Source organism: Streptomyces sp. NPDC001914, assembly GCF_042891215.1.
Lineage (GTDB): Bacteria > Actinomycetota > Actinomycetes > Streptomycetales > Streptomycetaceae > Streptomyces.
In genome coordinates this window covers 429,270-454,237 of the sequence record NZ_JBIASW010000002.1, presented here as the reverse complement: position 1 = coordinate 454,237, position 24,968 = coordinate 429,270, and the positions used below count along the sequence as shown (strand labels likewise).

General features: G+C 71.2%; 23 protein-coding genes. 13 read left to right on the top strand and 10 right to left on the bottom strand.

The window, feature by feature from the left end; all coding sequences use genetic code 11:
- The first annotated feature begins 151 nt into the window (after positions 1-151).
- From ACFYYF_RS07030 to ACFYYF_RS07010, 5 genes are all read left to right on the top strand, one after another.
- Entirely contained in the window at positions 152-829 is a 678-nt protein-coding gene (locus tag ACFYYF_RS07030; RefSeq protein ID WP_388772216.1) for a 2-oxo-4-hydroxy-4-carboxy-5-ureidoimidazoline decarboxylase, read from the top strand.
- Between the two features lie 167 nt (positions 830-996).
- Positions 997-1,377 carry a succinate dehydrogenase, cytochrome b556 subunit gene (gene sdhC / locus ACFYYF_RS07025; RefSeq protein ID WP_355759678.1) on the top strand — a complete coding sequence of 127 codons (381 nt, stop codon included), beginning with the start codon at positions 997-999 and terminating at the stop codon, positions 1,375-1,377.
- A 5-nt stretch (positions 1,378-1,382) separates the two neighbouring features.
- Positions 1,383-1,874, top strand: coding sequence for a succinate dehydrogenase hydrophobic membrane anchor subunit (locus tag ACFYYF_RS07020; protein ID WP_151469119.1), 492 nt, complete (start codon positions 1,383-1,385; stop codon positions 1,872-1,874).
- Positions 1,875-1,897: 23 nt separating this feature from the next.
- Positions 1,898-3,652: a succinate dehydrogenase flavoprotein subunit gene (sdhA, locus tag ACFYYF_RS07015; protein ID WP_388772214.1), complete on the top strand. Its 1,755-nt coding sequence runs from the start codon at positions 1,898-1,900 to the stop codon at positions 3,650-3,652.
- The gene (locus ACFYYF_RS07010) at positions 3,652-4,431 is read left to right on the top strand and encodes a succinate dehydrogenase iron-sulfur subunit (protein WP_361676352.1); all 780 of its coding nucleotides are present in this window, start codon (positions 3,652-3,654) and stop codon (positions 4,429-4,431) included. The genes sdhA and ACFYYF_RS07010 overlap by 1 nt, the downstream gene beginning before the upstream one ends.
- 98 nt (positions 4,432-4,529) lie before the next feature.
- Here ACFYYF_RS07010 and ACFYYF_RS07005 read toward each other — a convergent pair whose 3' ends face one another.
- Both ACFYYF_RS07005 and ACFYYF_RS07000 read right to left on the bottom strand, forming a co-directional pair.
- The gene (locus ACFYYF_RS07005; protein WP_388772211.1) at positions 4,530-6,995 is read right to left on the bottom strand and encodes a DUF4132 domain-containing protein; all 2,466 of its coding nucleotides are present in this window, start codon (positions 6,993-6,995) and stop codon (positions 4,530-4,532) included.
- Positions 6,992-7,384 (bottom strand): hypothetical protein, encoded by a 393-nt coding sequence (locus tag ACFYYF_RS07000; RefSeq protein ID WP_388772208.1) that lies wholly within the window; start codon positions 7,382-7,384, stop codon positions 6,992-6,994. Before ACFYYF_RS07000 ends, ACFYYF_RS07005 begins: the two co-directional genes overlap by 4 nt.
- 90 nt (positions 7,385-7,474) lie before the next feature.
- Here ACFYYF_RS07000 and ACFYYF_RS06995 point away from each other — a divergent pair, with 90 nt between their 5' ends.
- From ACFYYF_RS06995 to ACFYYF_RS06980, 4 genes are all read left to right on the top strand, one after another.
- On the top strand, positions 7,475-7,900 hold the full coding sequence (locus ACFYYF_RS06995) for a VOC family protein (protein WP_365480578.1): 426 nt from the start codon (positions 7,475-7,477) through the stop codon (positions 7,898-7,900).
- Positions 7,901-8,025: 125 nt separating this feature from the next.
- Positions 8,026-8,433, top strand: a complete 408-nt coding sequence (locus ACFYYF_RS06990) for a hypothetical protein (RefSeq protein ID WP_365480581.1) — start codon at positions 8,026-8,028, stop codon at positions 8,431-8,433.
- A 5-nt stretch (positions 8,434-8,438) separates the two neighbouring features.
- Complete coding sequence (locus tag ACFYYF_RS06985) at positions 8,439-8,954, top strand: thiol-disulfide oxidoreductase DCC family protein (protein WP_388772204.1); 516 nt, start codon at positions 8,439-8,441, stop codon at positions 8,952-8,954.
- A 150-nt stretch (positions 8,955-9,104) separates the two neighbouring features.
- A complete protein-coding gene (locus ACFYYF_RS06980) occupies positions 9,105-9,788 on the top strand; it encodes a TetR/AcrR family transcriptional regulator (protein WP_388772969.1) in 684 nt (227 codons plus the stop codon).
- A gap of 60 nt (positions 9,789-9,848) precedes the next feature.
- Here ACFYYF_RS06980 and ACFYYF_RS06975 read toward each other — a convergent pair whose 3' ends face one another.
- Positions 9,849-12,263 carry an MMPL family transporter gene (locus ACFYYF_RS06975; RefSeq protein WP_388772967.1) on the bottom strand — a complete coding sequence of 805 codons (2,415 nt, stop codon included), beginning with the start codon at positions 12,261-12,263 and terminating at the stop codon, positions 9,849-9,851.
- 161 nt (positions 12,264-12,424) lie between these two features.
- Here ACFYYF_RS06975 and ACFYYF_RS06970 point away from each other — a divergent pair, with 161 nt between their 5' ends.
- From ACFYYF_RS06970 to ACFYYF_RS06960, 3 genes are all read left to right on the top strand, one after another.
- Positions 12,425-13,114 (top strand): response regulator transcription factor, encoded by a 690-nt coding sequence (locus ACFYYF_RS06970; protein WP_361676369.1) that lies wholly within the window; start codon positions 12,425-12,427, stop codon positions 13,112-13,114.
- A 29-nt stretch (positions 13,115-13,143) separates the two neighbouring features.
- Complete coding sequence (locus tag ACFYYF_RS06965) at positions 13,144-14,565, top strand: sensor histidine kinase (RefSeq protein WP_388772201.1); 1,422 nt, start codon at positions 13,144-13,146, stop codon at positions 14,563-14,565.
- 468 nt (positions 14,566-15,033) lie between these two features.
- Positions 15,034-17,166, top strand: coding sequence for a sulfatase-like hydrolase/transferase (locus tag ACFYYF_RS06960; RefSeq protein WP_388772198.1), 2,133 nt, complete (start codon positions 15,034-15,036; stop codon positions 17,164-17,166).
- Between the two features lie 20 nt (positions 17,167-17,186).
- Here the strand turns inward: ACFYYF_RS06960 and ACFYYF_RS06955 are convergent, their stop codons facing one another.
- The 3 genes from ACFYYF_RS06955 to ACFYYF_RS06945 form a co-directional block, all read right to left on the bottom strand.
- The gene (locus tag ACFYYF_RS06955; protein ID WP_388772197.1) at positions 17,187-18,743 is read right to left on the bottom strand and encodes an ABC transporter substrate-binding protein; all 1,557 of its coding nucleotides are present in this window, start codon (positions 18,741-18,743) and stop codon (positions 17,187-17,189) included.
- Positions 18,744-18,887: 144 nt separating this feature from the next.
- The gene (locus ACFYYF_RS06950) at positions 18,888-20,231 is read right to left on the bottom strand and encodes a metallophosphoesterase (protein WP_388772194.1); all 1,344 of its coding nucleotides are present in this window, start codon (positions 20,229-20,231) and stop codon (positions 18,888-18,890) included.
- A gap of 16 nt (positions 20,232-20,247) precedes the next feature.
- The gene (locus ACFYYF_RS06945; RefSeq protein WP_361676383.1) at positions 20,248-20,490 is read right to left on the bottom strand and encodes an SCO4848 family membrane protein; all 243 of its coding nucleotides are present in this window, start codon (positions 20,488-20,490) and stop codon (positions 20,248-20,250) included.
- Positions 20,491-20,602: 112 nt separating this feature from the next.
- Here ACFYYF_RS06945 and ACFYYF_RS06940 point away from each other — a divergent pair, with 112 nt between their 5' ends.
- A complete protein-coding gene (locus tag ACFYYF_RS06940) occupies positions 20,603-21,910 on the top strand; it encodes a D-alanyl-D-alanine carboxypeptidase (protein ID WP_361676386.1) in 1,308 nt (435 codons plus the stop codon).
- 73 nt (positions 21,911-21,983) lie between these two features.
- Here ACFYYF_RS06940 and ACFYYF_RS06935 read toward each other — a convergent pair whose 3' ends face one another.
- From ACFYYF_RS06935 to ACFYYF_RS06920, 4 genes are all read right to left on the bottom strand, one after another.
- The gene (locus ACFYYF_RS06935) at positions 21,984-22,994 is read right to left on the bottom strand and encodes a YhjD/YihY/BrkB family envelope integrity protein (RefSeq protein ID WP_388772191.1); all 1,011 of its coding nucleotides are present in this window, start codon (positions 22,992-22,994) and stop codon (positions 21,984-21,986) included.
- A complete protein-coding gene (locus ACFYYF_RS06930) occupies positions 22,982-23,395 on the bottom strand; it encodes a GtrA family protein (protein WP_388772964.1) in 414 nt (137 codons plus the stop codon). Before ACFYYF_RS06930 ends, ACFYYF_RS06935 begins: the two co-directional genes overlap by 13 nt.
- 143 nt (positions 23,396-23,538) lie before the next feature.
- Positions 23,539-24,483, bottom strand: a complete 945-nt coding sequence (locus ACFYYF_RS06925; RefSeq protein ID WP_388772189.1) for a decaprenyl-phosphate phosphoribosyltransferase — start codon at positions 24,481-24,483, stop codon at positions 23,539-23,541.
- Positions 24,476-24,964: a phosphatase PAP2 family protein gene (locus tag ACFYYF_RS06920; RefSeq protein ID WP_388772961.1), complete on the bottom strand. Its 489-nt coding sequence runs from the start codon at positions 24,962-24,964 to the stop codon at positions 24,476-24,478. Before ACFYYF_RS06920 ends, ACFYYF_RS06925 begins: the two co-directional genes overlap by 8 nt.
- Between the last annotated feature and the right edge of the window lie 4 nt (positions 24,965-24,968).

Here is a 24,968-nt window from a genome sequence, read left to right as displayed (position 1 = left end):
TCTTCGGAACACCTCGCCGGACCGGCTCCCCCACTCCCACCGCAGACTCTGCCCCGGCCGTCACCCCAACCGTCCACCGAACGCTACGAAACTCTCTCGTGCGGGTGAAATCCGGGCATCCGTCGGACAGGTCCCGACACGCCTCGATAGCGTGAGCAGCACAACTTTCACTTCCGCCCCTGCCGAAACACACGTATCGCACGCACGTCATGCTCACCGGACGTCGCGCGTCCCACCCCCACGCCGAGGACCCACGCTGACGTCTCACCGTCTCCCACGCCTCCCCGGCCAGGTCGCCCTCCCCGAGCAGAAGAGCGCGGAACCGTCCCCGGTCCGCCTCGACGGGTTCAACTCCGCGCCCACCGGAGAAGTCACCCGCGCCCTGCTCACCTGCTGCCGCAGCCTGCGCTGGGTCCACCGTCTGGCCGACCACCGCCCCTACCCGGATCTCGGCTCCCTGCTGGCCGCGGCCGACGAGGCGGCGTACGACCTCACCCCCGCCGACCTGGCGGAAGCCCTGGCCGGCGAATCGCTCACACCGCTCCCGGACGGCGCGTACTCCGCCGCCCACACCGCGCTGAGCGCCGCGCACGCCGCGTACGAGAGCAGATTCGGACATGTGTTCGTCATCTGTCTGGACGAATTCACTCCGGGCGAGGCGCTCGACCAGGTCCTCGCCGGCATCCGGTCGCGCCTGGCGAACGACCAGGAGGAGGAGCGGATCACCACCGCCGACGAGCTGCGCAGACTGGCCCGCGGGCGGCTGACCCGGCTCGTCCGTCAGTTCGCCCACGAGGCACGACCCGCCGAGGCGCCGCGCCCGGAATAGCCCGAACGTGCCTGATTGATTGCCAGTTTGATCACATTGATAGGGCCGCTGTAAGCGTTCCGACAACACGTCGCTACGATGGCCGGGGCCGGTGGACCGTACCCGGCCGGGCCCGACCGACAGAGAAGCCGGCGCGGCCCCAATCCCCGCTCCCGGAGGGTTCTTCCGTGCCGGCTGGAACGCTGTACCGCGGCCGGGAAGGAATGTGGTCCTGGGTGGCTCATCGAGTCACCGGCGTCCTCATCTTCTTCTTCCTGTTCGTACACGTGCTGGACACCGCTCTCGTCCGTGTCTCCCCCGAGGACTACGACAAGGTCGTAGCCACGTACAAGACGCCGATCGTCGCGCTGCTGGAATACGGCCTCGTGGCCGCCATTCTCTTCCACGCGCTCAACGGCCTGCGTGTCATCGCCGTCGACTTCTGGTCCAAGGGTCCGCGCTACCAGAAGCAGATGCTCTGGACCGTCGTCGGTATCTGGGTCGTGCTGATGTTCGGGGCTCTGTACCCCGTCCTCGGACACGCATTCCGCGAAGTATTCGGGAGCTGACGCAGATGTCCACTACTGACACCGCCGCTTCCGGCATCGGCCCCGTGGAGGGCGCCGGAGACCACTCGGCCTACAGCGTCGACAACCCGGCCCCCTTCATCGAGGCCCCGCGCAAGCGCACCAAGAAGACCCCGAAGTCGACCCGCGGCAACTTCGAGATGTACGGCTGGCTCTTCATGCGCCTGTCGGGCATCGTCCTGGTCGTCCTGGTCCTCGGTCACCTGCTGATCCAGCTCGTCCTCGACGGCGGCGTCTCCAAGATCGGCTTCGCCTTCGTGGCCGGCCGCTGGGCGAGCCCCTGGTGGCAGGCCTGGGACCTGGCGATGCTGTGGCTGGCCATGCTGCACGGCTCCAACGGCCTGCGTACCGTCATCAACGACTACGCGGAGCGCACGAACACGCGCCTGTGGCTGAAGGGCCTGCTGTACACCGCCACGGTGTTCACGATCCTGCTGGGCACGCTGGTGATCTTCACCTTCGACCCGAACATCCGCTAGGCACGGGGCTGAGGCAACCACTCATGAAGATCCACAAGTACGACACCGTCATCGTCGGCGCCGGCGGCGCCGGCATGCGCGCCGCCATCGAGGCGACGAAGCGCAGCCGCACCGCCGTGCTGACGAAGCTCTACCCCACCCGCTCCCACACGGGCGCCGCGCAGGGCGGCATGGCCGCCGCGCTCGCCAACGTGGAAGAGGACAACTGGGAGTGGCACACCTTCGACACGATCAAGGGCGGTGACTACCTGGTCGACCAGGACGCCGCCGAGATCCTGGCGAAGGAGGCCATCGACTCGGTCCTCGACCTGGAGAAGATGGGCCTGCCGTTCAACCGGACGCCCGACGGGACGATCGACCAGCGCCGCTTCGGCGGTCACTCCCGCAACCACGGCGAGGCCCCGGTGCGCCGGTCCTGCTACGCCGCGGACCGCACCGGTCACATGATCCTCCAGACGCTGTACCAGAACTGCGTCAAGGAGGGCGTGGAGTTCTTCAACGAGTTCTACGTCCTCGACCAGCTCATCACCGAGATCGACGGGGTCAAGCACTCGGCGGGCGTCGTCGCCTACGAGCTCGCGACCGGCGAGATCCACGTCTTCCAGGCGAAGTCCGTGATCTACGCGTCCGGCGGCACCGGCAAGTTCTTCAAGGTGACCTCCAACGCGCACACCCTGACCGGTGACGGCCAGGCGGCCGTCTACCGTCGCGGGCTGCCGCTGGAGGACATGGAGTTCTTCCAGTTCCACCCGACCGGCATCTGGCGCATGGGCATCCTGCTGACGGAGGGCGCCCGCGGTGAGGGCGGCATCCTCCGCAACAAGGACGGCGAGCGCTTCATGGAGAAGTACGCGCCGGTCATGAAGGACCTCGCGTCCCGTGACGTCGTGTCCCGCTCCATCTACACCGAGATCCGTGAGGGCCGCGGCTGCGGTCCCGAGGGCGACCACGTCTACCTCGACCTCACGCACCTCCCGCCGGAGCAGCTCGACGCCAAGCTGCCCGACATCACGGAGTTCGCGCGGACCTACCTCGGCATCGAGCCCTACACGGACCCGATCCCGATCCAGCCCACCGCGCACTACGCCATGGGCGGCATCCCGACGAACGTCGAGGGTGAGGTCCTCTCGGACAACACCACCGTCGTCCCGGGCCTGTACGCCGCCGGTGAGGTCGCCTGTGTCTCCGTGCACGGCGCCAACCGCCTCGGCACGAACTCGCTGCTGGACATCAACGTCTTCGGGCGCAGGGCCGGCATCGCGGCCGCGGAGTACTCGGCGAAGGCCGGCTTCGTGGAGCTGCCGGAGAACCCGGCCGAGCAGGTCGTGTCCCAGGTCGAGCGGCTGCGCAACTCCACGGGCACCGAGCGGGTCGCCGAGATCCGCCGGGAGCTGCAGGAGTGCATGGACGCCAACGTGATGGTGTTCCGCACCGAGCAGACGATCAAGACGGCCGTGGAGAAGATCGCGGAGCTCCGCGAGCGCTACAAGAACGTCTCGGTCCAGGACAAGGGCAAGCGGTTCAACACGGACCTGCTGGAGGCCATCGAGCTGGGCAACCTGCTCGACCTGGCCGAGGTCATGGCCGTCTCCGCGCTGGCCCGCAAGGAGTCCCGCGGCGGTCACTACCGCGAGGACTACCCGAACCGCGACGACGTCAACTTCATGCGCCACACCATGGCGTACCGCGAGGTCGGCGACGACGGCACCGAGTCCATCCGTCTCGACTACAAGCCGGTCGTCCAGACCCGCTACCAGCCGATGGAGCGTAAGTACTGATGGCTACTCCCACTCTGGACAAGGCGGACGCGGCCGGCGCACCCGAGCCCGGTTTCGCCGACTCCCCCTACATCACCGCCACGTTCCGCATCCGCCGCTTCAACCCGGAGGTCTCGGCGGAGTCGGTCTGGGAAGACTTCCAGATCCAGATCGACCCCAAGGAGCGTGTCCTCGACGCGCTGCACAAGATCAAGTGGGACGAGGACGGCACGCTCACGTTCCGCCGCTCCTGCGCCCACGGCATCTGCGGGTCGGACGCCATGCGGATCAACGGCAAGAACCGGCTGGCCTGCAAGACGCTGATCAAGGACCTGAACCCCGCGAAGCCGATCACGATCGAGGCCATCAAGGGCCTGACCGTGCTGAAGGACCTCGTGGTCGACATGGACCCGTTCTTCCAGGCGTACCGCGACGTGATGCCCTTCCTCATCTCGAAGGACACCAACGAGCCGACGCGCGAGCGTCTGCAGTCGGCCGAGGACCGCGAGCGGTTCGACGACACGACCAAGTGCATCCTGTGCGCGGCGTGCACGTCGTCCTGCCCGGTGTTCTGGAACGACGGCCAGTACTTCGGTCCGGCCGCCATCGTGAACGCCCACCGCTTCATCTTCGACTCGCGTGACGACGCCGGAGAGCAGCGCCTGGAGATCCTCAACGACAAGGACGGCGTGTGGCGCTGCCGCACGACGTTCAACTGCACGGACGCCTGCCCGCGCGGTATCGAGGTCACCAAGGCGATCCAGGAAGTCAAGCGCGCGCTGATCACGCGCCGCATCTGACGGCCGTTCCGCTGTGACCGAAGGGCCCCGCTCCTCTCCCGGAGCGGGGCCCTTCGGCGTGTCCCGCGCGGCGCCCTTCGGCGTGCGGCGGGTGCGGGTCAGAGCTGGCTCAGGATCGTCGGGTCGGTGATCTTCAGGTCGTCGGCCAGGAGCATGGCCTTGCTGAGGATCACCGTCAGCATCCGGTCGCCCTCGAACGGCAGGTAGCCCGCCTGGGGTCCTGGCGTGGCGGACTTCGGGACGATGCACAGGTACTGGTCGTTCGGGCTCATCAGGATGTTGCCCGAGCCCAGATGGATCTTGTACGTGTGCCGCTCGCCCTTGACGTGCAGGAAGCGGCCCTCCAGGGTGCAGCGGTCCGCCATCGCCAGCCGGGGGATCAGCCGGTCGAGCAGGGCGCGGCGGGTCTGCGCGGTCTCGTTCAGGTCCCCGAAGCCGTACGACGTCCAGTACTCCCGGAAGCGGCCGCCGGGGCCGCCGTCCTGCCAGGTCGGGTCGTTGCCGACGCTGGAGACTCCGACGAACAGGTCGACGTCGCGCAGGACCTCGGACAGGACGAGCGGCGGGATCTCGGTGAGCGGCAGGGCTTCCACGGGAGCCCTGCCGAGCCCCCTTCTCATGCGGTACTCGCCGCCGTCGCAGTGCGCCGAGTTCTCCGGGGCGTCGATCGGGTAGAAGCGCACCTGGTCGGTGTGCAGCCGCAGATAGCTGCCGGACTCCGTGGTGTCGACGCCGGGCTCGCCGTCGCCGGTGATCCAGTACTCGGCGCGCAGCCCCCACTCGGGCAGTTCCCGGGTGGCCGGGGGCGCCTCGTCGTCGACGCAGAGGCGGAGTTTGTTGCGCCAGCCCCTGACGGCGGCCAGGGAGTGGAACTGGTGCTGGCGCACGATGTGGGCGGCGAAACGGTTCGAGTAGGTGCCCGTCGCGCGTTCGGCGTCGGTGAGGAGATAGACCTCGCGGTGGGCCTGCTTGAAGGGCTGGGTGATCTCGTGCCGCTCCAGCCAGTCCCGCCAGGCGACGACCTCGGCGGGTTCACGGCCGACGGGGTGCCAGAGGGCGACCTCCCCGCCCGCCTTCACCGGGTCGTCGGTGAGGGTGCGCAGCTCGCCGTCGGCGAACCCGGCCGGTGTGCCGTCGACGGTCCACAGGAGCCGGCGGGCGAGGGTGCCGACGAGCGGGTGGTCCAGGTAGCGCTCGCGCCAGGTGTCGTACGCCCAGGTGCGCCGGGCGAGGAACTGCCGGTCCAGGCGTTCGGTCTGCGCGGAGAGCATCTTGTCGATGTCCTTGACGGCCGCCTTGAGTTCCTTGAGCTCCTCGGCGTGATCGCGCCGCACGGCCGCGGGCACGCTCTTGACGGCCTTGCCGCTCGCGTTGCGCCAGCTCAGCGTGGTGCGTGTGCCGTGGACTTCGAGGAGGGCGGTGGTGTCGCCGAACTCGTGACGCGCCTGCCCGACTTCGGTGAGGCCGTACGCCGGGACGGCCAGTTCCTCGATCTCGTCCCGGCTCAGGCCGAGGGCGGCGGCCTTCGTCTCCAGGGCGGCGTCCAGGAGCTTCAGCGTGCCCCGGTACGTCACCCGGGCCGCCAGGCGGGCCAGTTCGGCGAGGGCGGCCTCGCCGTCGACACGGGAGAGCGCGATCACACCGGCGTTGGCGACCTTCGGATTGCGCGGGCCGAGTCCGGTGACCTTCTTCAGGGAGGTCTCGACGAGCGCGCCGAGGGCCCGTGCGGTGTCCGGGTGGGGCGGCAGCAGCGAGACCAGCCAGGCGAGGCCGCGCAGGGCGTTGGCGTTGTACGGGTCGTAGGTGTCGTTCACGTCCGAGCCGTGCCGCCGGTCGACCAGCCTGAAGGTCCGGGGACGGCCGACGAGGGCCAGCCAGGACAGCGCGGTGGCCCGGACGTGGTCGGCGCCGATGGCTTCCACGAGCGCCCGCGCCCGCGCGTCCCACGGGGCGGAGGGCTTGGCGGCGGTGGCGGTCGCCAGGTGGGTCAGCAGGGCCTTCCGGTCGGGGTCGGAGGCGTCCCGGACGGCCTGCTCGGCCCACTCCTCACCGACGTTGAGGACCGGCTCGGCGACGTGCCCGGCCAGGCTTCCCAGGTCCCGCGAGCGGTAGGCGTCCATGACGGTGCGGCGGTAGGCCGCGACGAGGGAGGGGGGCAGCCGGCGGCCGGCCGCCAGCTCGGCCTCGGCCAGCCCGTCCACCCCCGTCACGTACCAGAGGGCGTAGTGCTCGCCGAACTCCTCGAGTTGCCTCAGCCGCTCCGCGGGGAGCCGGTCCCCGGGCAGGTCCCGGGAGACGACGCCGAGGAGGATCAGCGCGTCCTTCCGGGTGCCCGAGCCGTCGCCCGCCGAGTCGTGGTGCCGCACCAGTGCGTCGGCCAGCCTGGTCCGCTCCTCGGCGGGCAGTTCGCGCAGCATCGCGAAGGTCTCGTACCACCCTGCGCCCCAGTGGCCCTTGTCGGTCACGGCCGCCTCCAGGAGGCCGGTGGCGAGCTCCCCCATGTTGCCCTCGGCCGCCCGCTCGCGGAGCCGCTCTTTCCACGATCCGGTGCTGTCCATCGTCATCCCCCCACCAGTGCGACGAGCTTGAGGAAGGTGACCTCGGTGCCCAGGACCAGCTCGATCTCCTCGTCCAGGTCGGTCATCTGACGCTCCCCCACGAGCACCAGGAAGCCGTTCCCGGCGAAGGCCTTCAGCGCCAGCCGGGTCTGCGCCTCCGGGTCTATCCGGCGGGGCGTACGCAGCGCGTAGCCGTTCAGCACGCGCTCGGTGTCCTCGGGCTGCACGAGCCCCTGGAACACCTCCGGCGTGTCCGCGTTGTACTCGGCGACCTCCTGGAAGACCCGCCGCCGGATCAGCTCGCGCACCGCGAGCCGCTCCTCGGCGATCTCGATCCCCCAGCCCGCGCCCCGCCCCCCACTGGTCGTCTCGTCGACGAACGTCACCATTCCCATGCCGCCGAGCGTACGAGCCCCCACTGACAACCGGCCCCCGCCCCCGGGTCGTTCCGGGGCGGCACCGCGCCCCCCTCCTAATCTGATGCCATGTCAGATGAAGTGTCACGCGAGCCGGGCGAGCTGCTCGGGGTCGACAACGTGCTGTTGCCCGTCGGGGACATCGGCGAGGCCGTGGGGTTCTACGAGCGGGCCGGGTTCCCGCCGGCGTTCCGCCTGGACGAGGCCGGGATCGCCGTGCTGAAGGTGGGCAAGGAGACGCCCGGAGTACTGCTGCGGCTGGACGGGGAGCTGAGCCACCGGCCGCCGCCGTGGGCGTCGCCGCGCCTGTGGGTGGAGGTGCCGGACGCCCGCGACGCGGCCCGCTCGCTGGCCGCCGCGGGCATCGAGGCGCTCGACGAGCCCTTCTCCGGCGCCACCGGCTGGACCGTCGAGATCGCCGACCCCTGGGGCAACGTCATCGGTTTCACGGACTACACCAAGCGGCCCGAACTGGCCCGTGGAGCCCGGGGGTAGCCCAGGATCCACTCGCCCCGGATCCGGGGCGTCCACTCACCTCGGATCCGACTTGAACATGTTCAAAAGGAGGTCTACATTCATCTCAGACAGCGTTTTGAACGCGTTCAAGAAGGGGTGGGGACATGGACCTCACAGTCGTCGCTTACGTCATCTATCTGCTGGTCAGCATCGCGCTGACGGTCTGGGTGGCGCGCACGCTGAGCCACAACGGGCGGATCTTCCTGTCGGACGTCCTGCACGGCAACGAGAAGCTCGCCGACGCCGTCAACCACCTGCTGGTGGTGGGCTTCTACCTCGTCAACCTCGGCTTCGTCGCCCTCTATCTGCACCAGAGCGACGAGATCTCCAACGCCCGCGAGATCTTCGAGGCCCTGTCGACCAAGCTGGGCGTCGTCCTGCTGGTCCTCGGCGTGATGCACCTGGGCAACGTCTACGTCCTCAACAAGATCCGGCGGCGGGGGGTCATGGAGCGGGAGCAGACGCCGCCGGTGCGGCCGACCGACTGGGCCGCCCCCGCGGCCGGGATGTGAGACCGGTGACCGCCGCAGCGGCCACCGGGGACCGGGACGCGGCGAGCGTCCCGGTCCTCGGGCTCACCGTCCTCTACGACGCGCGCTGCTCGCTGTGCGCCTTCCTGAAGAAGTGGCTGGCCGGGCAGGCGCAGCTCGTACCGCTGCGGTTCGTGCCGGCCGGTTCCGAGGAGGCCGCCCGGCGCTACCCGCGGCTCGACCACCGCGCCACCCTGGACGAGATCACCGTCGTCGGGGACGCCGGACAGGTCTACCAGGGAGCCGCCGCCTGGATCGTCACCCTGTGGGCGCTGCGCGACCACCGGCCGCTGGCCCACCGGCTGAGCACGCCCGCCGGTGCCCGGCTGGCCAGGGGCGCGACCCTCGCCGCCGCCAAGTGGCGCGGGGCGCAGTGGTCCCGGCACTGGGGCGGCGGCGCGTACGAGTGGGGCGACGGCTGGAGCTACCACCCGACCACCGGATGGACCTTCGAGCCACCGGCCTGTGACAGCGGCGGATGTACGACGCTTCCCAGTCGTTAGGCTCGTCCCGTGCCAGCACCGAAAGACAGCCCCGCGCCCGCCGGGTCCTCCGAGCCCACCACGGCCCCCGAGCCCGCCAAGTCCCCGGGCAAGGAGGCGAAGAGCCCGGCGAAGAGCGAACAGACCCGGGCCCTGATCCTGGAGACCGCGATGCGGCTCTTCCAGGAGCGGGGGTACGACAAGACGACGATGCGAGCCATCGCCCAGGAGGCCGGGGTCTCCGTCGGCAACGCGTACTACTACTTCGCCGGCAAGGAGCACCTGATCCAGGGCTTCTACGACCGGATCGCCGCCGAACACCAGGAGGCGGTCCGGGAGGTGCTGGACCGCGAGACGGATCTGGAGGCCCGGCTCGGCGGCGTCCTGAAGGCGTGGCTGGACATCGCCACGCCCTACCACGAGTTCGCCGTGCAGTTCTTCAAGAACGCCGCCGACCCGGACAGTCCGCTCAGCCCCTTCTCCCCCGAGTCCGAGCACGCCCGCCGCGAGGCGATCAGCGTCCACAAGGAAGTGCTGGCCGGCGCGAAGACCAAGGTGCCGGAGGAACTGCGGGAGGTGCTGCCCGAGCTGATGTGGCTCTCCCAGATGGGCCTCGTCCTGTACTGGGTCTTCGACCGTACGGAGAGCCGCGAGCGCAGCTACCGGCTCGCCGAGCGCGGCGCGCGTCTGACGGCGCGCGGTGTCTCGCTGGCCCGCTTCCGGCTGCTGCGGCCCCTCGTCCACGAGGTGCACGAGCTGTTCACGGACTTCCTGCCGGGCATGACGAAGGCCCTGCCGGACCCGGCGAAGAAGACGGACCGGGGCCCCGCCGGACCGGCGGCGGACACGGACTGAGGGGCACCCGCCGAGGCGGGCGCCCCCGTGCGCCGGGACGGTCCGGCAGCTCCGGCGGCCTCAGTTGACCGCGTCGGCGTCCACCTCTCCCTGGGCCAGCTCCACGTCGTGCACCAGCGGTTCCCCGGCCACGACGACGTGCTGGGCCCGCGCCGCGTACGAACGGGCCGTCGCCGACAGCAGGTACGTCCCCGGGGCCGGCACCGAGACGATGTAGGAACCGTCGGCCAGCGAGGTCACCCGGTCGAGCTGCCTGCCCCCCTTGGACAGCAGCGTGAGGACCGCCCCGTCGACGGGCCCGCCCTCCGCGTCACGCACGAAACCGTGCACGGCCGAGGCACCGCCGCCGTCCGGCGCCGCGTCCTTCGACGGCTCCTCGGCGGGCTCCACCGCCAGGTGCGGCAGCCGCCTGTCCAGCCACGCTGGCAGCCACCAGTTGGAGTCGCCGAGCAGGTGCATCGCGGCGGGCACCAGCGCCGTCCGCAGGATGAAGGCGTCCAGTGCGACGGCGGCCGCGAGGCCGACACCCGCCATCGCCGCTCCCGCGTCACCGCTGAGGACGAAGGCGAGGAAGACACACACCATGATCAGGGCGGCCGAGTTGATGACCCGGCCGGTCTCGGCCAGCCCGACGCGCACCGCGCGCGCGTTGTCCTTCGTGTGCACCCATTCCTCGTGCATGCGGCTCACCAGGAACACCTGGTAGTCCATGGACAGGCCGAACAGCAGCGAGAGCATGATGACGGGCAGGAAGGCGTTGATCGGACCCTCCTTGCCGAGGCCCAGCAGCTCCAGGCCCCAGCCCCACTGGAAGATCGCGACCAGGACGCCGAAGGACGCGGCGGCCGCGATCAGGTTCATCAGCGCGGCCGTCAGCGGGACCACCAGGGAACGGAAGGCGATCAGCAGGAGCAGGAAGCCGAGCCCGATGATCGTGGCGATGAACCAGGGCAGCCGGTCGCCGGTGATCGTGGCGAAGTCCTTCGACACGGCGGTGACACCGCCGACATGGGCCGTGGCCCCGGCGTCCGGGATCACCCGGTCCCGCAGGGTGTCGATGAGCCGGTCCGTCCGCACCGACTGCGGTGACGTCGTCGGCACCACCTGGATCACCGTCACACCGCCCGCGGGCGGCAGCGCGGCGACCGCGGCGACCCCTGGCGTGCCCTTGATGCTCTTCGCCAGCGCGTCCGTGGCACCGGCGGTCACGACCACCTGCAACGGGCCGTTGAAGCCGGGTCCGAAGCCCTCGGCGAGCAGGTCGTAGGCCTGCCGGGTGGTGGTCGCGCCGTCGTCGTTGCCCTGGTCGGTGGCGCCGAGGCGCAGCGACAGGACGGGGATCGCGAGAACCGCCATCACGGCCAGCGCGAGCGCGGCGATGGTACGGGGACGGCGCTGCACGCTCATCGACCAGCGGGCCGCGGCCCCGCTCGCCCGCTCCTCCTCCGGGCCCCGCTCGGCCAGTTTGCGCCGCTGGCGGCGGCTGAGCACCCGGGTGCCGAGGACACCGAGGAGCGCGGGCAGCAGCGTGGTGGCGGCGAGCACGCTGAAGACGACCGTCAGGGAGGTGCCGATGACCACGCCGTCCAGGAAGCGGAGGTTCGTCACGAGCATGCCCGCGAGCGCGATGCACACCGTGCCGCCCGCGAACAGCACCGCGCGGCCCGAGGTGTTGAGGGCGACGACCGCCGACTCCTCGGGCGCCAGGCCCCGCAGAAGACCGCGCCGGTGCCGGGTGACGATGAACAGCGCGTAGTCGATGCCGACACCGAGACCGATCAGGGTGGCCAGCAGCGGTGCCAGGTCCGGGATGTCCGTGGCGTGGCTGAGCAACTGCGTGGAGAACAGCCCCGTGCCCACGCCGAAGATCGCGATGCCGATCGGCAGCAGCATGGCGAACAGTGAACCGAAGGCGAAGAAGAGGACGACCGCCGCGGCCAGGATGCCGACCATCTCGGCGAGCCCGGTCGGCGGCTCCTGCACCCGCTGGATCGCCTGACCGCCCAACTCCACCTGGAGTCCGGCCCGTTCGGCCCCTTGAGCGGTGTCGACGACGTCCTGCACCAGTTCCTTGGGTACGGCGTTCGCCTGCTCGGTGAAGGTGATCTGGGCGTAGGCGATCGTGCCGTCACGGCTGATCTGCGCGGCGCCCCGCTCGCCCTCGTACGGGCCCGCGACCTGGCCCACACCCTTCATGCCCGCGATCTCGTCCAGCACGGGCTGCATCCGGTCGCGCACGGAGGCGTCCCGGGCCGTGCCGTCCGCGACCTTCCACACCACCGTGTCGGTGTCCCCCGCGCTGTCCGGGAAGGCCTTCTCCATCTGGTCGTACGCACGCTTGGAGTCCGTGTTCGGAAGGGAGAACACGTTCGCGTAGTCCGTGCCCGCGGTGGTCGCCGCGAAGCCCAGACCGAACAGCGCGCCCACCCACAGCAACAGGACCACCAGCCGGTGCCGATAGCACCACCGTGCCAATGCCGCCACGTTCAACTCTCCTCAGTCGGTCGGTTCCCCCGGGTCCTGGTCACCAGGATTCGCGGCCGCCCGCGCGAGTGGACACGACCCGCCCATGACTCTCAAGGAACTCCAAGGAGCGAACGGCCCACGCCCTCAACAGCCCGGCCGATACTGGGAACATGACCGCACACGAGGCAGCCACCGTGCTCGTCGTCGAGGACGAGCCGAGCATCGCGGACGTCCTGACCATCGCGCTGCGCTACCACGGCTTCGAGGTGATGGCCGCGGGATGCGTGCGCGAGGCCCTGGCCCTCGCCGAGCGCACCCGCCCCGACGCGGCCCTGCTCGACGTGATGCTCCCGGACGGCGACGGACGGGCCCTCGGCCGCGAACTGCGCCTGCGGCGGCCGGACCTGGCCGTCGTGTTCCTCACCGCGCGGGACGCGCCCGCCGAGATCGTCGGCGCGCTCGGCTTCGGCGACGACTACATCACCAAGCCGTTCAACATCGACGAGGTCGTCGCCCGCATCACCGCCGTCCTGCGCCGCACCCGGCAGGGCGACGTCCTGCCGCAGCGGCCGCCCCTGCGTTACGGCGACCTGGAACTGGACGAGACGACGTACCGCGTCCACCGCGCGGGCACCACGGTCGAACTCACCCCCACCGAGTACGCCCTGCTGCGCTTCCTCGTGCGCAACGGCGGCCGGATCGTGCCCAAGGAGCAACTCCTGCGCCACGTCTGGCAGTACGAACACCCCGCGGAATCGACCGTCGTCGAGACGTACATCAGCTACCTGCGGCGCAAGCTCGAACCGCTGGGCCCGCCGGTGATCCAGACCCGCCGGGGCGTGGGATACGGGCTCGCGTGAAGGCGCCCGTCCCACCCGGTTGCCGCCCCGTGCGCCGCCGGCACGGCATCCACTCGCTGCGCGGCCAGCTCACCATCGCGAACGTGGCGCTGCTGGCCCTGGGCATCGTGGTGGCGACCGCCGTCAGCCTGATGGGCATGCGGCACTACCTGCTCGACCAGGTGGACGCCCAGCTCCTCAAGACCCGTGACTCACTGGGCGGTTCACAGCTCACGATGCGCCAGATCGACTCGCTGAGCGCCCTGGCGTTCGTGCACGAGCGGATCGGACCCGCCGCGGACGAGTCCTCGAAGCCGGAATCGATCTTCGCGGCCGTGGACCGCGAGGGCCGGGCCGTCGAGGTGGCCGGCTACGAACCCACCGGCACCCAGCGCGCGTTCGCCGCCGCCGTGGACGACCCCGGCGGCCTAGCCCGCGCCGCCGACCCGCGTGACGTCAGCGTGCGCGGCGCCGACTACCGGGCGACCGGGGCGCGGCTCACCGACGGAACCTACGTCCTGTTCGCCAGCTCGACCGACGGACTCCACAAGGGCATCGCGAAGGCGCTCAGGCTCGATCTCGCCGTGGGCACCCTGCTGCTGGCGCTCCTCGCGTGTCTGACGATGTTCAGCGTGCGCCGCCGGATGCTGCCGCTGGAGGCCATGGTGGAGACCTCGTCCGCCATCGCCGAGGGCGATCTGGCCCGTCGCGTCCCCTCCAGCCAGCATCCGACCCAGGAGGTCGAACAGCTCCGGCTCGCCCTCAACTCCATGCTGCACCAGGTCGAATCGGCCTACCGGACGCGTGAGGACAGCGCCGCCCAGCTCCGCCGGTTCGTCGGGGACGCCTCACACGAGCTGCGCACCCCGCTGGCGGCGATCCGCGGCTACCTCCAGCTCTACGAGAAGGGGATGCTGACCGACCCCGTCGAGCGCAAGCGCGCCTGGGACCGGATGAACGGGGAGGCCGACCGCATGGGCCGGCTGGTCGACGAACTGCTCACGCTGGCCCGCCTCGACCAGCGGCCCGAGCTGCGCTTCCGGAACGTCGACCTGAGCCGGCTCGTACGGGACGCGGCCGCGGATCTGCGGGCCCAGCAGCCCGGCCGCCCGGTGACCGTGGAAGCCGACGGCACCCTGCTCGTGCAGGCCGACGAATCGGGGCTGCGGCAGGTGCTGGGCAATCTCGTGGGCAACGTACGCACGCACACGCCCGGTGACGTGCCCGTGCGGCTCGGTCTGGAGCGTGCGGACGGCGTCCTGCGGCTGTGTGTCGCGGACAAGGGTCCCGGGCTCACGGAACAGGACGCGGCGCGCGTCTTCGACCGCTTCTTCCGGGCCGGCGGCAACGCGGGCAGCGGGCTCGGCATGGCGATCGTGGAAGGCGTGGTGCGGGCCCACGGGGGAAGCGTCGCGGTACGGACGGCCCCGGGCGAGGGCCTGTCGGTGACGGTGACACTGCCGGTGCGATGAGGCTGCCGCCGGCGCGGTGAGGCTGCCGCCGGCGCGATGAGGCCGCCGCCGGCGCGATGAGGCCGCCGCCGGCGCGATGAGGCCGCCGCCGGCGCGATGAGGCCGCGGACGCCGGTGGTGCTGTGGGCCGCGTCGGCGCGGGGGCCGCCGCCGATGCGGGGGGCCGCTGTCGGTGCGGTGGGGCCGCGGACGCCGATGTGCGGTGAGGCCGTGGACGCCGCCGGTGGGGTGAGGTCGCCGACGTCGGTGGGGGGCCGCCGCCCGGCGCCGGTGGGGCCGGGGCGTCCTGCGTGACGGCCGGGACCTCTCCAGCACCGCTCTGACCTGCGCCGACGGACTTGGACAGAAGCTGACCGAGGCGGTTGAACACGGGCTGCCGTGGCCCCGTACACCACGATGAGGGCGCTTCGGTCGCTTCCGAGAAGCCCGCCACGCCACCACCGCGCTGCGCACGGAAGGACCGCCGGGTTGTCGTTCAACACGAGCTCTCGACAGCTGCCGAACACGGACGAGACGCCTCCGCGCGACGAGCCGACGCCGGGCACCGACGCGGACACCAGCACCGGAACCGGCACCGGCACCGGCACCGATCAGGACGCCGCCGCCTCGGGTGAGGGACAGGCAGCGGCCGGGGCGGCCCCTGACGTCACCATGACCGAGGGAGCCGCCTCGATCGGTTCCGGCGCCCCGGAGGAGACTCCGCCGGAAGCCGCCCCCGGTGACGGGACGGCCCCCGACGCGAGCGAGGACGGACCGGCCGCCGACGCGACCGGGACCGAGGCGCCCGGCGGCACCGGCGTGGACGCAACGGACGCGGAGGACGCGGAAGCGGTCGGCGCCACGGACTCGGCGTCGCCCTCACCTGAGGACGACGCCCCGGCTCCCGCCCGCGGTGACGAGGGCGGGACCGGGGAGGAGCCCCCGGTGGACGAGCCGCCGGGGAGGGGCCGGGGAAGTGGGTGGCGGGACCGGCGTCCCGTCGCCGCCCGCGTCCTCGCCTGGACCACGAACCTCGCCGCCGCCGCGCTCGTGCTGTTCGCGCTGCTCATGCCGAGCGAGTCGGACAAGTTCCGTCCGGCCGAGTTCATGCGGCTGCCGGTGGAGGCGATCTTCGGTGCCGCGCTGCTGATCGTCCTGCCCCGCCGGCCGCGGATCGCGGTGTCGGCGGCCGCCGGGCTGGTCCTGGGCGTACTGACCGTCCTGAACGTCCTCGACATCGAATTCAACGAATACCTCGGGCGCGGCTTCAACGTCGTCCTCGACTGGTCGCTGTTCGGCGACGCGCAGGCGTACCTGGAGGACACGTTCGGCCACGGCGGCGCGCTCGGCATCGCGGCGCTGGCCGTGGCGCTCGTGATCGCCGTCCTGGCCCTGATGACGCTGTCGGTGGTCCGGCTGGGCAACCTGGTGGCCGGGCACACCCGGACGGCGACCCGCACGACGCTGGTCCTGGCCATGGCCTGGGTCACCTGCGCCACGCTCGGCGTGCAGTACACCGGGGTGCCCGTCGCCTCCGAGCACGTCGCGCTGGTCGTCCAGGAGCGCGCGGCGCGGGTACGGAAGACCCTGCGGGACGAAGCCGAGTTCGCCAAGATCTCCAAGAAGGACGCCTTCGCGAACACGCCGCCGAACGAGATGCTCACCGATCTGCGCGGCAAGGACATGATCGTCACGTTCATCGAGAGCTACGGCCGCAGCGCCGTCGAGGACCCGGCCATCGCACCGGACGTCGACGCGACCCTGACCGCGGAGAACACGAAGCTGACCCGGGCCGGTTTCGCGGCGAAGAGCGGCTGGCTCACCTCCGCGACGTACGGCGGCAGCAGCTGGCTCGGTCACTCGACGTTCCTGTCGGGCCTGTGGATCAACAACCAGCAGCGCTACCGCACTGTGACCGCCGGCAACCATCTCTCCCTGATCAGCGCCTTCAAGAAGACCGGCGACTACGACACCGTGGGCGTCATGCCGGGCATCCAGAAGGGCTGGCCCGAGCAGAACTTCTACGGCATCGACAAGCTCTACGACGCCTTCCACCTCGGGTACAAGGGGCCGAAGTTCAGCTGGTCGACCATGCCCGACCAGTACGCCCTGGCCGCGTTCGAGCGTCTGGTGCACAGCAGGAAGCACGACAAGCCGCTGATGTCGACGATCATCCTGACCTCCAGTCACCAGCCCTGGGCGCCCATACCGAAGACGGTCCCCGAGGACCAGGTCGGCGACGGCTCGGTCTACGAGGCCATCGAGAAGGCGGGCAAGAAGCCCGCCGACATCATCACCAGCTCGCAGAAGTCGAAGGTGGAGTACGGCAAGGCGATCTCGTACTCGGTGACCAGCCTGATCGACTACCTGGTGAAGTACGGCAACAAGAACACCGTGCTGATCTTCCTCGGGGACCACCAGCCGATAGCGCGGGTCAGCGGCGACCACGCCAGCCGCGACGTGCCCGTCTCGATCGTCGCCAAGGACCCGAAGGTCCTCGACAGGATCGCCGACTGGGGCTGGACGGACGGGATCCAGCCCGATCACGACGCCCCGGTGTGGAAGATGAGCTCGTTCCGCGACCGCTTCCTGACGGCGTACGGGTCAACTCCCCGCCCCTAGACCGGGACCCGGCGCCGCCGTCACAGCCACTTCATCTGCCAGAGGCGGAACACGCCGGTCCCGTCGGACAGGTACTGGCCGCCGCTGATGTCCTCACTGCTGATGACGTAGTCCTTGCGCTGCCACAGGGGAACCAGCGGGACGTCCTCGGCGACGCGCTGCTGGAGCCGCCGGAACGCGTCCGCCGTGCGGCTGCGGTCGGCGTCGTCCTGCGTCTCCTTGATCAGACGGTCGACGACGTTGTTCGTGTAGCCGTTCTTCATGCTGTTGCCGGTGCCGACGAGCGGCGCGCCGAAGGTGTCCGCGTCGGGGTAGTCGGCGACCCAGCCGACCGCCCACGCGTCCAGGCCGCCCTCCGCGTACTTCTTCTGGAACTCGGTCCACTCGAACCCCTCGGTCGTCACCTTGAAGAGTCCGTCCGCCTCCAGCTGCCGCTTGAGCTCGGCCGCCTCCTCACCCGCGGCACCCCGCCCCTCGGCGAACCCGTAGGTGAAGCGCACGGGCAGGGAGACGCCGGCCTCGGTCAGCAGGGCCCGCGCCTTCTTGGGGTCCGGTTTCGGATAGGCGTCGAAGAACGAGGTCGCGTGCCCGGTGATCCCCGCCGGGATCAGCCCGTACAGCGCGTCGGTGGTTCCCCGGTACGTCCGGTCGACGAGCTCCTGGCGGTCGATCAGCGAGGCCACGGCCTGCCGGACCCGCCGGTCGTGCAGCGGCGAACTCTCGCGCACGTTGAGGACGAGGTTGCGGGTCTCCGCGCTGTCGGCCTCCGTGACGCGTTGCGCGGGGTCGCTCGGCGAGAGCGCGGCGAGCTGGGCGGGCGGCAGCTGACGGGCCACGACGTCGAGCTGCTTCGCCTTCCACGCCACCTGCAGCGCGTCCGAGTTGGCGTAGTAGCGCAGGACGACGGGGCTGCCGAGACCGTCGACGGCGCCCTTGTAGCGGGGGTTGGGGGCGAGGACGGCCTTCGAACTCTGGGTGTACGACTTCAGGACGTAGGGCCCCGTGCCGTCGACGTCGCTACCGGTGCGCAGGCTGCGCCGGGGGTAGCGGGTGCTGTCGACGATCGACCCGGCGCCGGTCGCCAGCTTGAACGGGAAGGTCGCGTCGGGCGAGGACAGGTGGAAGGTGACGGTGCGGCCGCTCGCGTCCACGCTGCCCAGCGTGGAGAGGAGGGAGGCGGGCCCGACCTCGTCGTTGATGCGTCTGACGCGGTCGAAGGAGAACTTCACGTCCTCGGCGGTGACCGCGCGCCCGCTCGCGAAGGTCAGGTCGTCGCGGAGTGTGCAGCGGTACGTGCGCAGGCCCGCGTCGGTGAACGCGCAGCTCTTGGCGGCGTCCGGGACGGGCTTGGCGCCGCCGGGCTCGAAGGTGAGCAGCGACTGGAAGACATTGCTGAACAGGGCCCAGGATCCGGCGTCGTAGGCGCCGGCCGGGTCGAGCGAGGTGACGGCGTCCGTCGTGCCGACCGTGATGGTGCGGCTGTCGTCGCCCCGTGCCGGCAGGAGCTGCCAGCCGGCCACCCCCACGCCCGCCACGACGAGCAGTGCCACGACCATCCATAAGCGAACCGATCGCATCGGTGCCCTCCCCAGGCGCCCCGCACACCACTCCCTTAGTGGCGCGGATCACCTAATCACAGGAGTTTGGGCCGGGGAAGCGAATCGGGAAGAGTGCTCAGGACCGACGAAAATGATCTTTTCCGCCCCCCTCACAGGGGATTCTCAGGCTTGGCGCGACGCCAGCTCGACGACCGTGATGTCCGAGGGCGCGCCGACCCGGGTCGGCGGCCCCCAGGCTCCCGCGCCGCGGGAGACGTAGAGCTGTGTGTCGCCGTAGCGGTCGAGGCCGGCGACCGTCGGATTGGCGGCGGCCGCGATGAGGTTGCCCGGCCAGAGCTGCCCTCCGTGGGTGTGGCCGGACAGCTGAAGGTCGACCCCGTGGCGTACCGCTTCATGGATCTGCACCGGCTGGTGCGCGAGCAGCACGCAGGCTCGTGTCGTGTCCCGGTCTCCGAGCGCCTTGCCGAAGTCGGGTCCCTGCCCCTCGCTCTCGCCCTGGAGGTCGTTCACACCGGCGAGGTCGAACCAGGCCAGTTCGGTCCGCGCGTTCTCCAGGGGATGGATGCCCAGCTCCCGCACCTCCCGGACCCACTGCTCGGCTCCGGAGAAGTACTCGTGGTTCCCGGTGACGAAGTAGGACCCGTGGCGGGCGCGCAGCCCGGCGAGCGGTGCGGCGGCGGGGCCGAGGTTCTTCACGCTGCCGTCGACCAGGTCGCCGACGACGGCGATCAGATCGGGCTGCGTGGAGTTGATCGTGTCGACGACGTTCTGCGCGAATCCGCGTCCGAGCACCGGTCCGAGGTGGATGTCGCTCACGACGGCGATCCGGAAGCCGTGGGCGGACCGGGGCAGTTTGGCGAGCGGCACGGTGACCCGCTTGACCCTGGGACCGCGCAGCACGCCGTACGTCCCGTGGCCCACGGTCCCGACGGCGGCGGCCGCGGCCGCACCCGCCACGACCCGCGAGACGAACAGCCGCCGTGACGGTTCGAGGACGGCCCCGGCCGCTTCCCCGGACCCCGCCGCCGGGGCGGGTCCGGTCGCCTCCGCGGGTTCGTCGGGTTCGGTCCGCTCCGTCGCCTCCGCGGGCCCGGCGGGTTCCGCCGCGTCCGTCCGTTCGGCCGCGGCCGTCGGGACGACCTCGGCGAGGGAGGCCGCTCCCCCGGTCTCCTGACGTCCTGCGGCGCGGCGCCTCGGGGCGCGGAGCAGGAGCGGTCGCACCAGTTCCCCGGCGAGCAGTGCCAGTACGAGGTAGAGACCCAGCGGCATCCACAGGAATCCGGGCCAGGCCAGCGCCTGCTGGAGCCCGAAGGGAGCGCCCGAGCGCTCGGCCACCAGGGCGCCGACCATCAGCAGCGGCCCGGCGACGAAGAGGGCCGTACCCAGCCGGCGGGCCGGTCCGGGCCCGCTCGTGGTGTCCCGCACCAGCCGGCGCCAGGCGTACCAGTGCAGCCCGACGAGCACGGCCAGCACGGCCAGGCCCACCGCCACGAACAAGATGACCATGACGCCGTATCCCCCGTTATGACGTCTGGCGCAAAGCGCGTACGCCGCGCAACCCGATGACCCCGACGACCGTCCCAAGGACAAACGAGACGACGGCGAGCGTCAGATGCACCCAGAAGTACGCGGTCGGATCGCCCGCGTCGTCGAACGCGAGCCCACTGGCGTCCTGCCAGAGATTCTTAGCGAAAGTGACCCAAATGACCCAACTCCACACCCCGAAGGCGAGCAGGAACCAGGACACGGGGCGGCTGAGCTTCATGCGTTCAGTATCGCCGTCGCCCACCGTGGTCCGGCGCCGGGGTGGAGAGGGCGAGGCGGCTCCCCCGAACGGTGACGGGTATTCCGGTCACAACCCCTGTACTTTCTCGATCGTGCCCGCCTCGAAAAAGACCATTCGACGATCCTTGTTGATCACTTCTTCCACACTGCTGACCGTTTCCCTCGCCGCGCCCGCGTTCGCGGACACCACCGACGCGAGCCCGACGGCAAGCCCCTCGGCCTCCCCATCGGCCACGCCCCCGGCGAACATGTCGAGCCTGGGCGGCGAGCTGCTGGGCCGGCCCGGCAACCAGGTGAAGCTCGGCGCCGGCGCCCCCGTCCTGCCCGGGGACGTCACCGCCCGCTCCTGGATCGTCGCCGACGCCGAGTCCGGCGACGTCCTGGCCGCGCACAACGCGCACTGGCGGCTGCCACCGGCGAGCACGCTGAAGATGCTGTTCGCCGACACCGTGCTGCCCAAGTTCCCGGGGAGCACCTCGCACAAGGTGACCCCCTCCGAGCTGAAGGGCATCGGCGAGGGCTCCAGCGTCGTGGGCATAAAGGAGAACGAGACGTACACCGTCCACGATCTGTGGCTCGGTGTCTTCCTGAAGTCCGGCAACGACGCCGTGCACGTGCTGTCCGCGATGAACGGCGGCGTCCCCGAGACCGTCAAGGACATGCAGGCGCACGCGGACGACCTCCAGGCCCTCGACACGCACGTGGTGAGCCCGGACGGCTACGACGCCAGGGGCCAGGTGTCGTCCGCCTACGACCTGACGCTGTTCGCCCGTTCGGGGCTCCAGAAGAAGGACTTCCGGGAGTACTGCTCGACGGTGCGGGCCACCTTCCCCGGCACGACGGCCGGGAACAAGAAGGGCACGTCCGCCCGCGCGTCCTCCGAGATCCGCAACACCAACCGGCTGCTGTCCGGTGACACGGACATCACCCCGTACCAGGGCATCGCCGGCGTGAAGAACGGCAACACCACCAACGCGGGCGCCACCTTCACGGGTGTCGCCGAGCGCGGCGGCAAGGTGCTGCTCGTCACGGTCATGAACCCGGAGAAGAAGGAGCACAACGAGGTCTACAAGGAGGCCGCGCAGCTGCTCGACTGGGGGTTCCAGGCCGCCGACAAGGTCGAGCCGGTGGGCGAACTGGTCGCGCCCAAGGGCGTGGACACCACGGCTCAGCCGGGCGCGAACGCCTCGGACGGGTCGAGCCCGGGCACGGGCTCCGGTTCGGGCACCGCGCACGCCTCCACGAAGCCGGTGGCGGCCGCCGCCGCGGCGAAGGGCGGTTCGAGCGGGATCGGCATCGCGCTCGGTGTGGTGGGCGGCTGCCTCGCCCTGCTCGGGGCGGGCGTCTTCCTCGTCAACCGCCGCTGGCCGCTGCCGGACCTGATGCGCCGCCGCCGCTGAACACCGGGGACCGGGGCGTGTCGGCGAAGTCCCGCCCGCCCGGCGGCGGACGGCACGACCTCGCGGACACGCCTCAAGGTCCCTGCTTCGCGCTCCTCGGAGCCCCCGGGTCACCCCGGTCCCCGCCCTCGGAGCCCACCGGTTCCGGCGGTCCGTCCGGCCCCTTCGGTCCCTCTGGTCCGTCCGGCCCGTCCGGTGCCGCCGGTTCGCCCTCGCCGGCCGCCTCCTCGTCCTGGCCCTCGCTGGGTGTCGCCGTCCAGGCGGCCGAGTACAGGAGCAGTTTCGAGGTGAAGTTGATCCACAGGAGCAGTGCGATCGGCACGCCGAAGGCGCCGTACATGCTCTTCGACGCGACCCCCCGCATGTAGCCGCTGAGCAGCAGCTTCAGCAGCTCGAACCCGACGGCGCCGATCAGCGCGGCGACGATCAGCCGGCGGCGCGGCGGCTCCACGCCGGGCAGCAGCGTGAGGACGTACAGCAGGACCAGGAAGTCGGCGAGCACGGCCACCGCGAAGGCGACGACCTGGAGCAGCGTGGTTCCCCAGCTCTGCTCGTCGAGGCCCATGTGCCGCGCCGACCAGCCCATCGCCGTGGACGCGAGGGTGGAGACGGCGATGGTGAGGAGCACGGCGCCGCCGAGACCGACGAGGACTCCCCCGTCCTTGAGCTTGCGCAGAAGCGGGTTCTCCTCGGGGTCGGGCAGCTCCCAGACCGCGCGCAGGCACTCCCGCATGGAGCCGACCCAACCGATGCCGGTGACCAGCAGCAGGGCGCCCGCGACGAGCCCGATCGTGCCGGCGTTCTGGACGAGGCTGTTGATGTCGAGCTGGTCGGAGATGCCCGGCACCTGCTCGGCGAGCTTGTCCTGGAGGTCCTTCTGCTGCTGCGCGCTGAGCGTGGCGGCCCCGATCGCCGCGGCCACGGTCAGCAGCGGGAACAGCGCGACGAAGCTGATGAAGGTCATCGCCGCGGCGAGCCGCGTCCACTTCACGCGGTCCAGCCGCTCGTACGAACGCCACGCGTGCGTGGCCATGAGGCGTACGACCCAAGGTCCCACGCCGGGAATCTTTTTCAGCCAGTCCATGATCCGACTCTGCCCTCGCCTCGGAAAACCAGTGACCGGGTACCCCAGAATCGCAGGACCGTCGCGAGCGCCATGCCGATTCCCGCACCGGAGACCGTGTCCGCCCCCGGCGAGGTGAAGCCGAGCCCGTAGTGGCTGACGGCGACGCACAGCAGCTGCACCAGCGCTCCCGCGATGTTGACCGCGAAGAAGACCAGGTACTGCCGCGGGCCCCGGGCCGCCGCGTGGCGGTAGGTGCCGAGGGCGTTCCCGGCGTAGGCCACCGAGCAGCCCGCGAGGAAGGACAGCGCCTTGGCCGTCAGGGGACCGAGACCCACCGGGCCGCGGAGCCAGACGAACAGCCCGAGGTCGGCCGCGTAGGCGAGGGCGCCGACCGCGGCGAAGCCGAGGACTTCCCGCAGGAACCGCTCGCGGGGGCGAGCCGCCGCGGGGGCCGCCGCCTGTTCGCCGACGGCCCCCGGGGCGGTGGGCGCACCGGCGTCGGTGCCGGCGTCCGTGCCGGGAGCGGCGAGGAGGCCGGGGCCCGGCCGGTCCTCGGTGACGCTCACCAGTTGGCCACGGCCAGCCCGTACATGGCCAGCCACACCAGGCCGATGAGGGCGAGCGGACGGTCGCGCAGGACCACGTCCTCCGGCTCGCCCGCGGTGCCCCGGTCGGCGAAGACCGCGTAGCGCAGGACGGCCAGGATGAAGGCGACCATGGAGAGCTGACGCCACGGCAGCAGTCCGCTGTCCGGCACCCCGCCCTCCTCCAGGGCCCACAGGCAGTACCCGAGGACGGAGACCCCGGCCGCGAGCTGCCAGACGAAACGCAGGTAGCCGGTCGTGTACTCGGTGAGCAGCGCGCGCGTGGCTCCCGCCTTCCCCGCCATCTGCACGGCCTCGGAGTAACGCTTCGCCGAGACCATGAACAGCGCCCCGAAGCCGGTCGTGATCAGGAACCAGCGCGAGAGCGGGATGCCGAGGGCCAGGCCGCCGATCATGGCCCGCATCAGGAAGCCGGTCGTGACGACGACGAGATCGACGACGAGGACGTGCTTGAGACTGACGCAGTACGCGAGCTGCATGCCGATGTACGCGGTCAGCAGCGCGCAGACGGACGCCGAGCAGAGCCAGGCGGCGGCCGCGGGCGCGAGGACCGCGAGGGCGCCGCCGACGGCGTACGCGGCCGGTACGGGGACCTGACCGGCGGCGACCGGGCGGTGACGCTTGTGGGGGTGGGCGCGGTCGGCGGCGGCGTCCCGGGCGTCGTTGATCAGGTAAACGGCGGCGGCGCAGGCGGTGAACAGGACGAAGACCAAGGCGAGTTGAGCGGCCGCGTGCTGCGAGAAGAGCCGGCCGGCGGCGGCCGGGGCGGCGACGACGAGCACGTTCTTCACCCACTGGCGGGGGCGCGCGGTTCTGACGAGGCCCCGGAGTGACCCGCTCAGGCTCCGTGGCGGCGGGGCGAGGGCCGGGGTGCGCTCCAGCAGCGCCGTGCGCTCAGTCATGGCCGGCCCCGATCCAGCGGGCGCCCAGTCCGGCCGCGGCGGCGCCGAGGGCCGCGCCCGCGGCGACGTCCGTGGGGTAGTGGACGCCGACGACGAGGCGCGAGAGGCACATCGCGGCGGCGAGCGGCGGGACGGCGTACGCGCCGAGCGTGCCGTAGGCCACCGCGGCGGCGGTGGCGGAGGCCGCGTGCGAGCTGGGGAAGGAGTGCCGTCCGGCCGTGCGCACGCGGGGCGCCACGTGCGTGGGGCGCGGGCGGCGCACGATCCGCTTCACGCCCATGCTGGCGAGGTGCGCGCCCGCGGTGAGCGCTGTCGCGCGCAGCCACGCGCCGCGCCGCCCGCGGTCGGCGGCCGCTCCGGCGAGCCCCGCGGCCAGCCACAGGGCGCCGTGCTCGCCGCTCCAGGACAGGGTGCGCGCGAGAGCCGCGACGCGCGGGTTCCCTCCGTACGCGTGGAGTGCGGACAGCAGTCTGCGGTCCATGTCG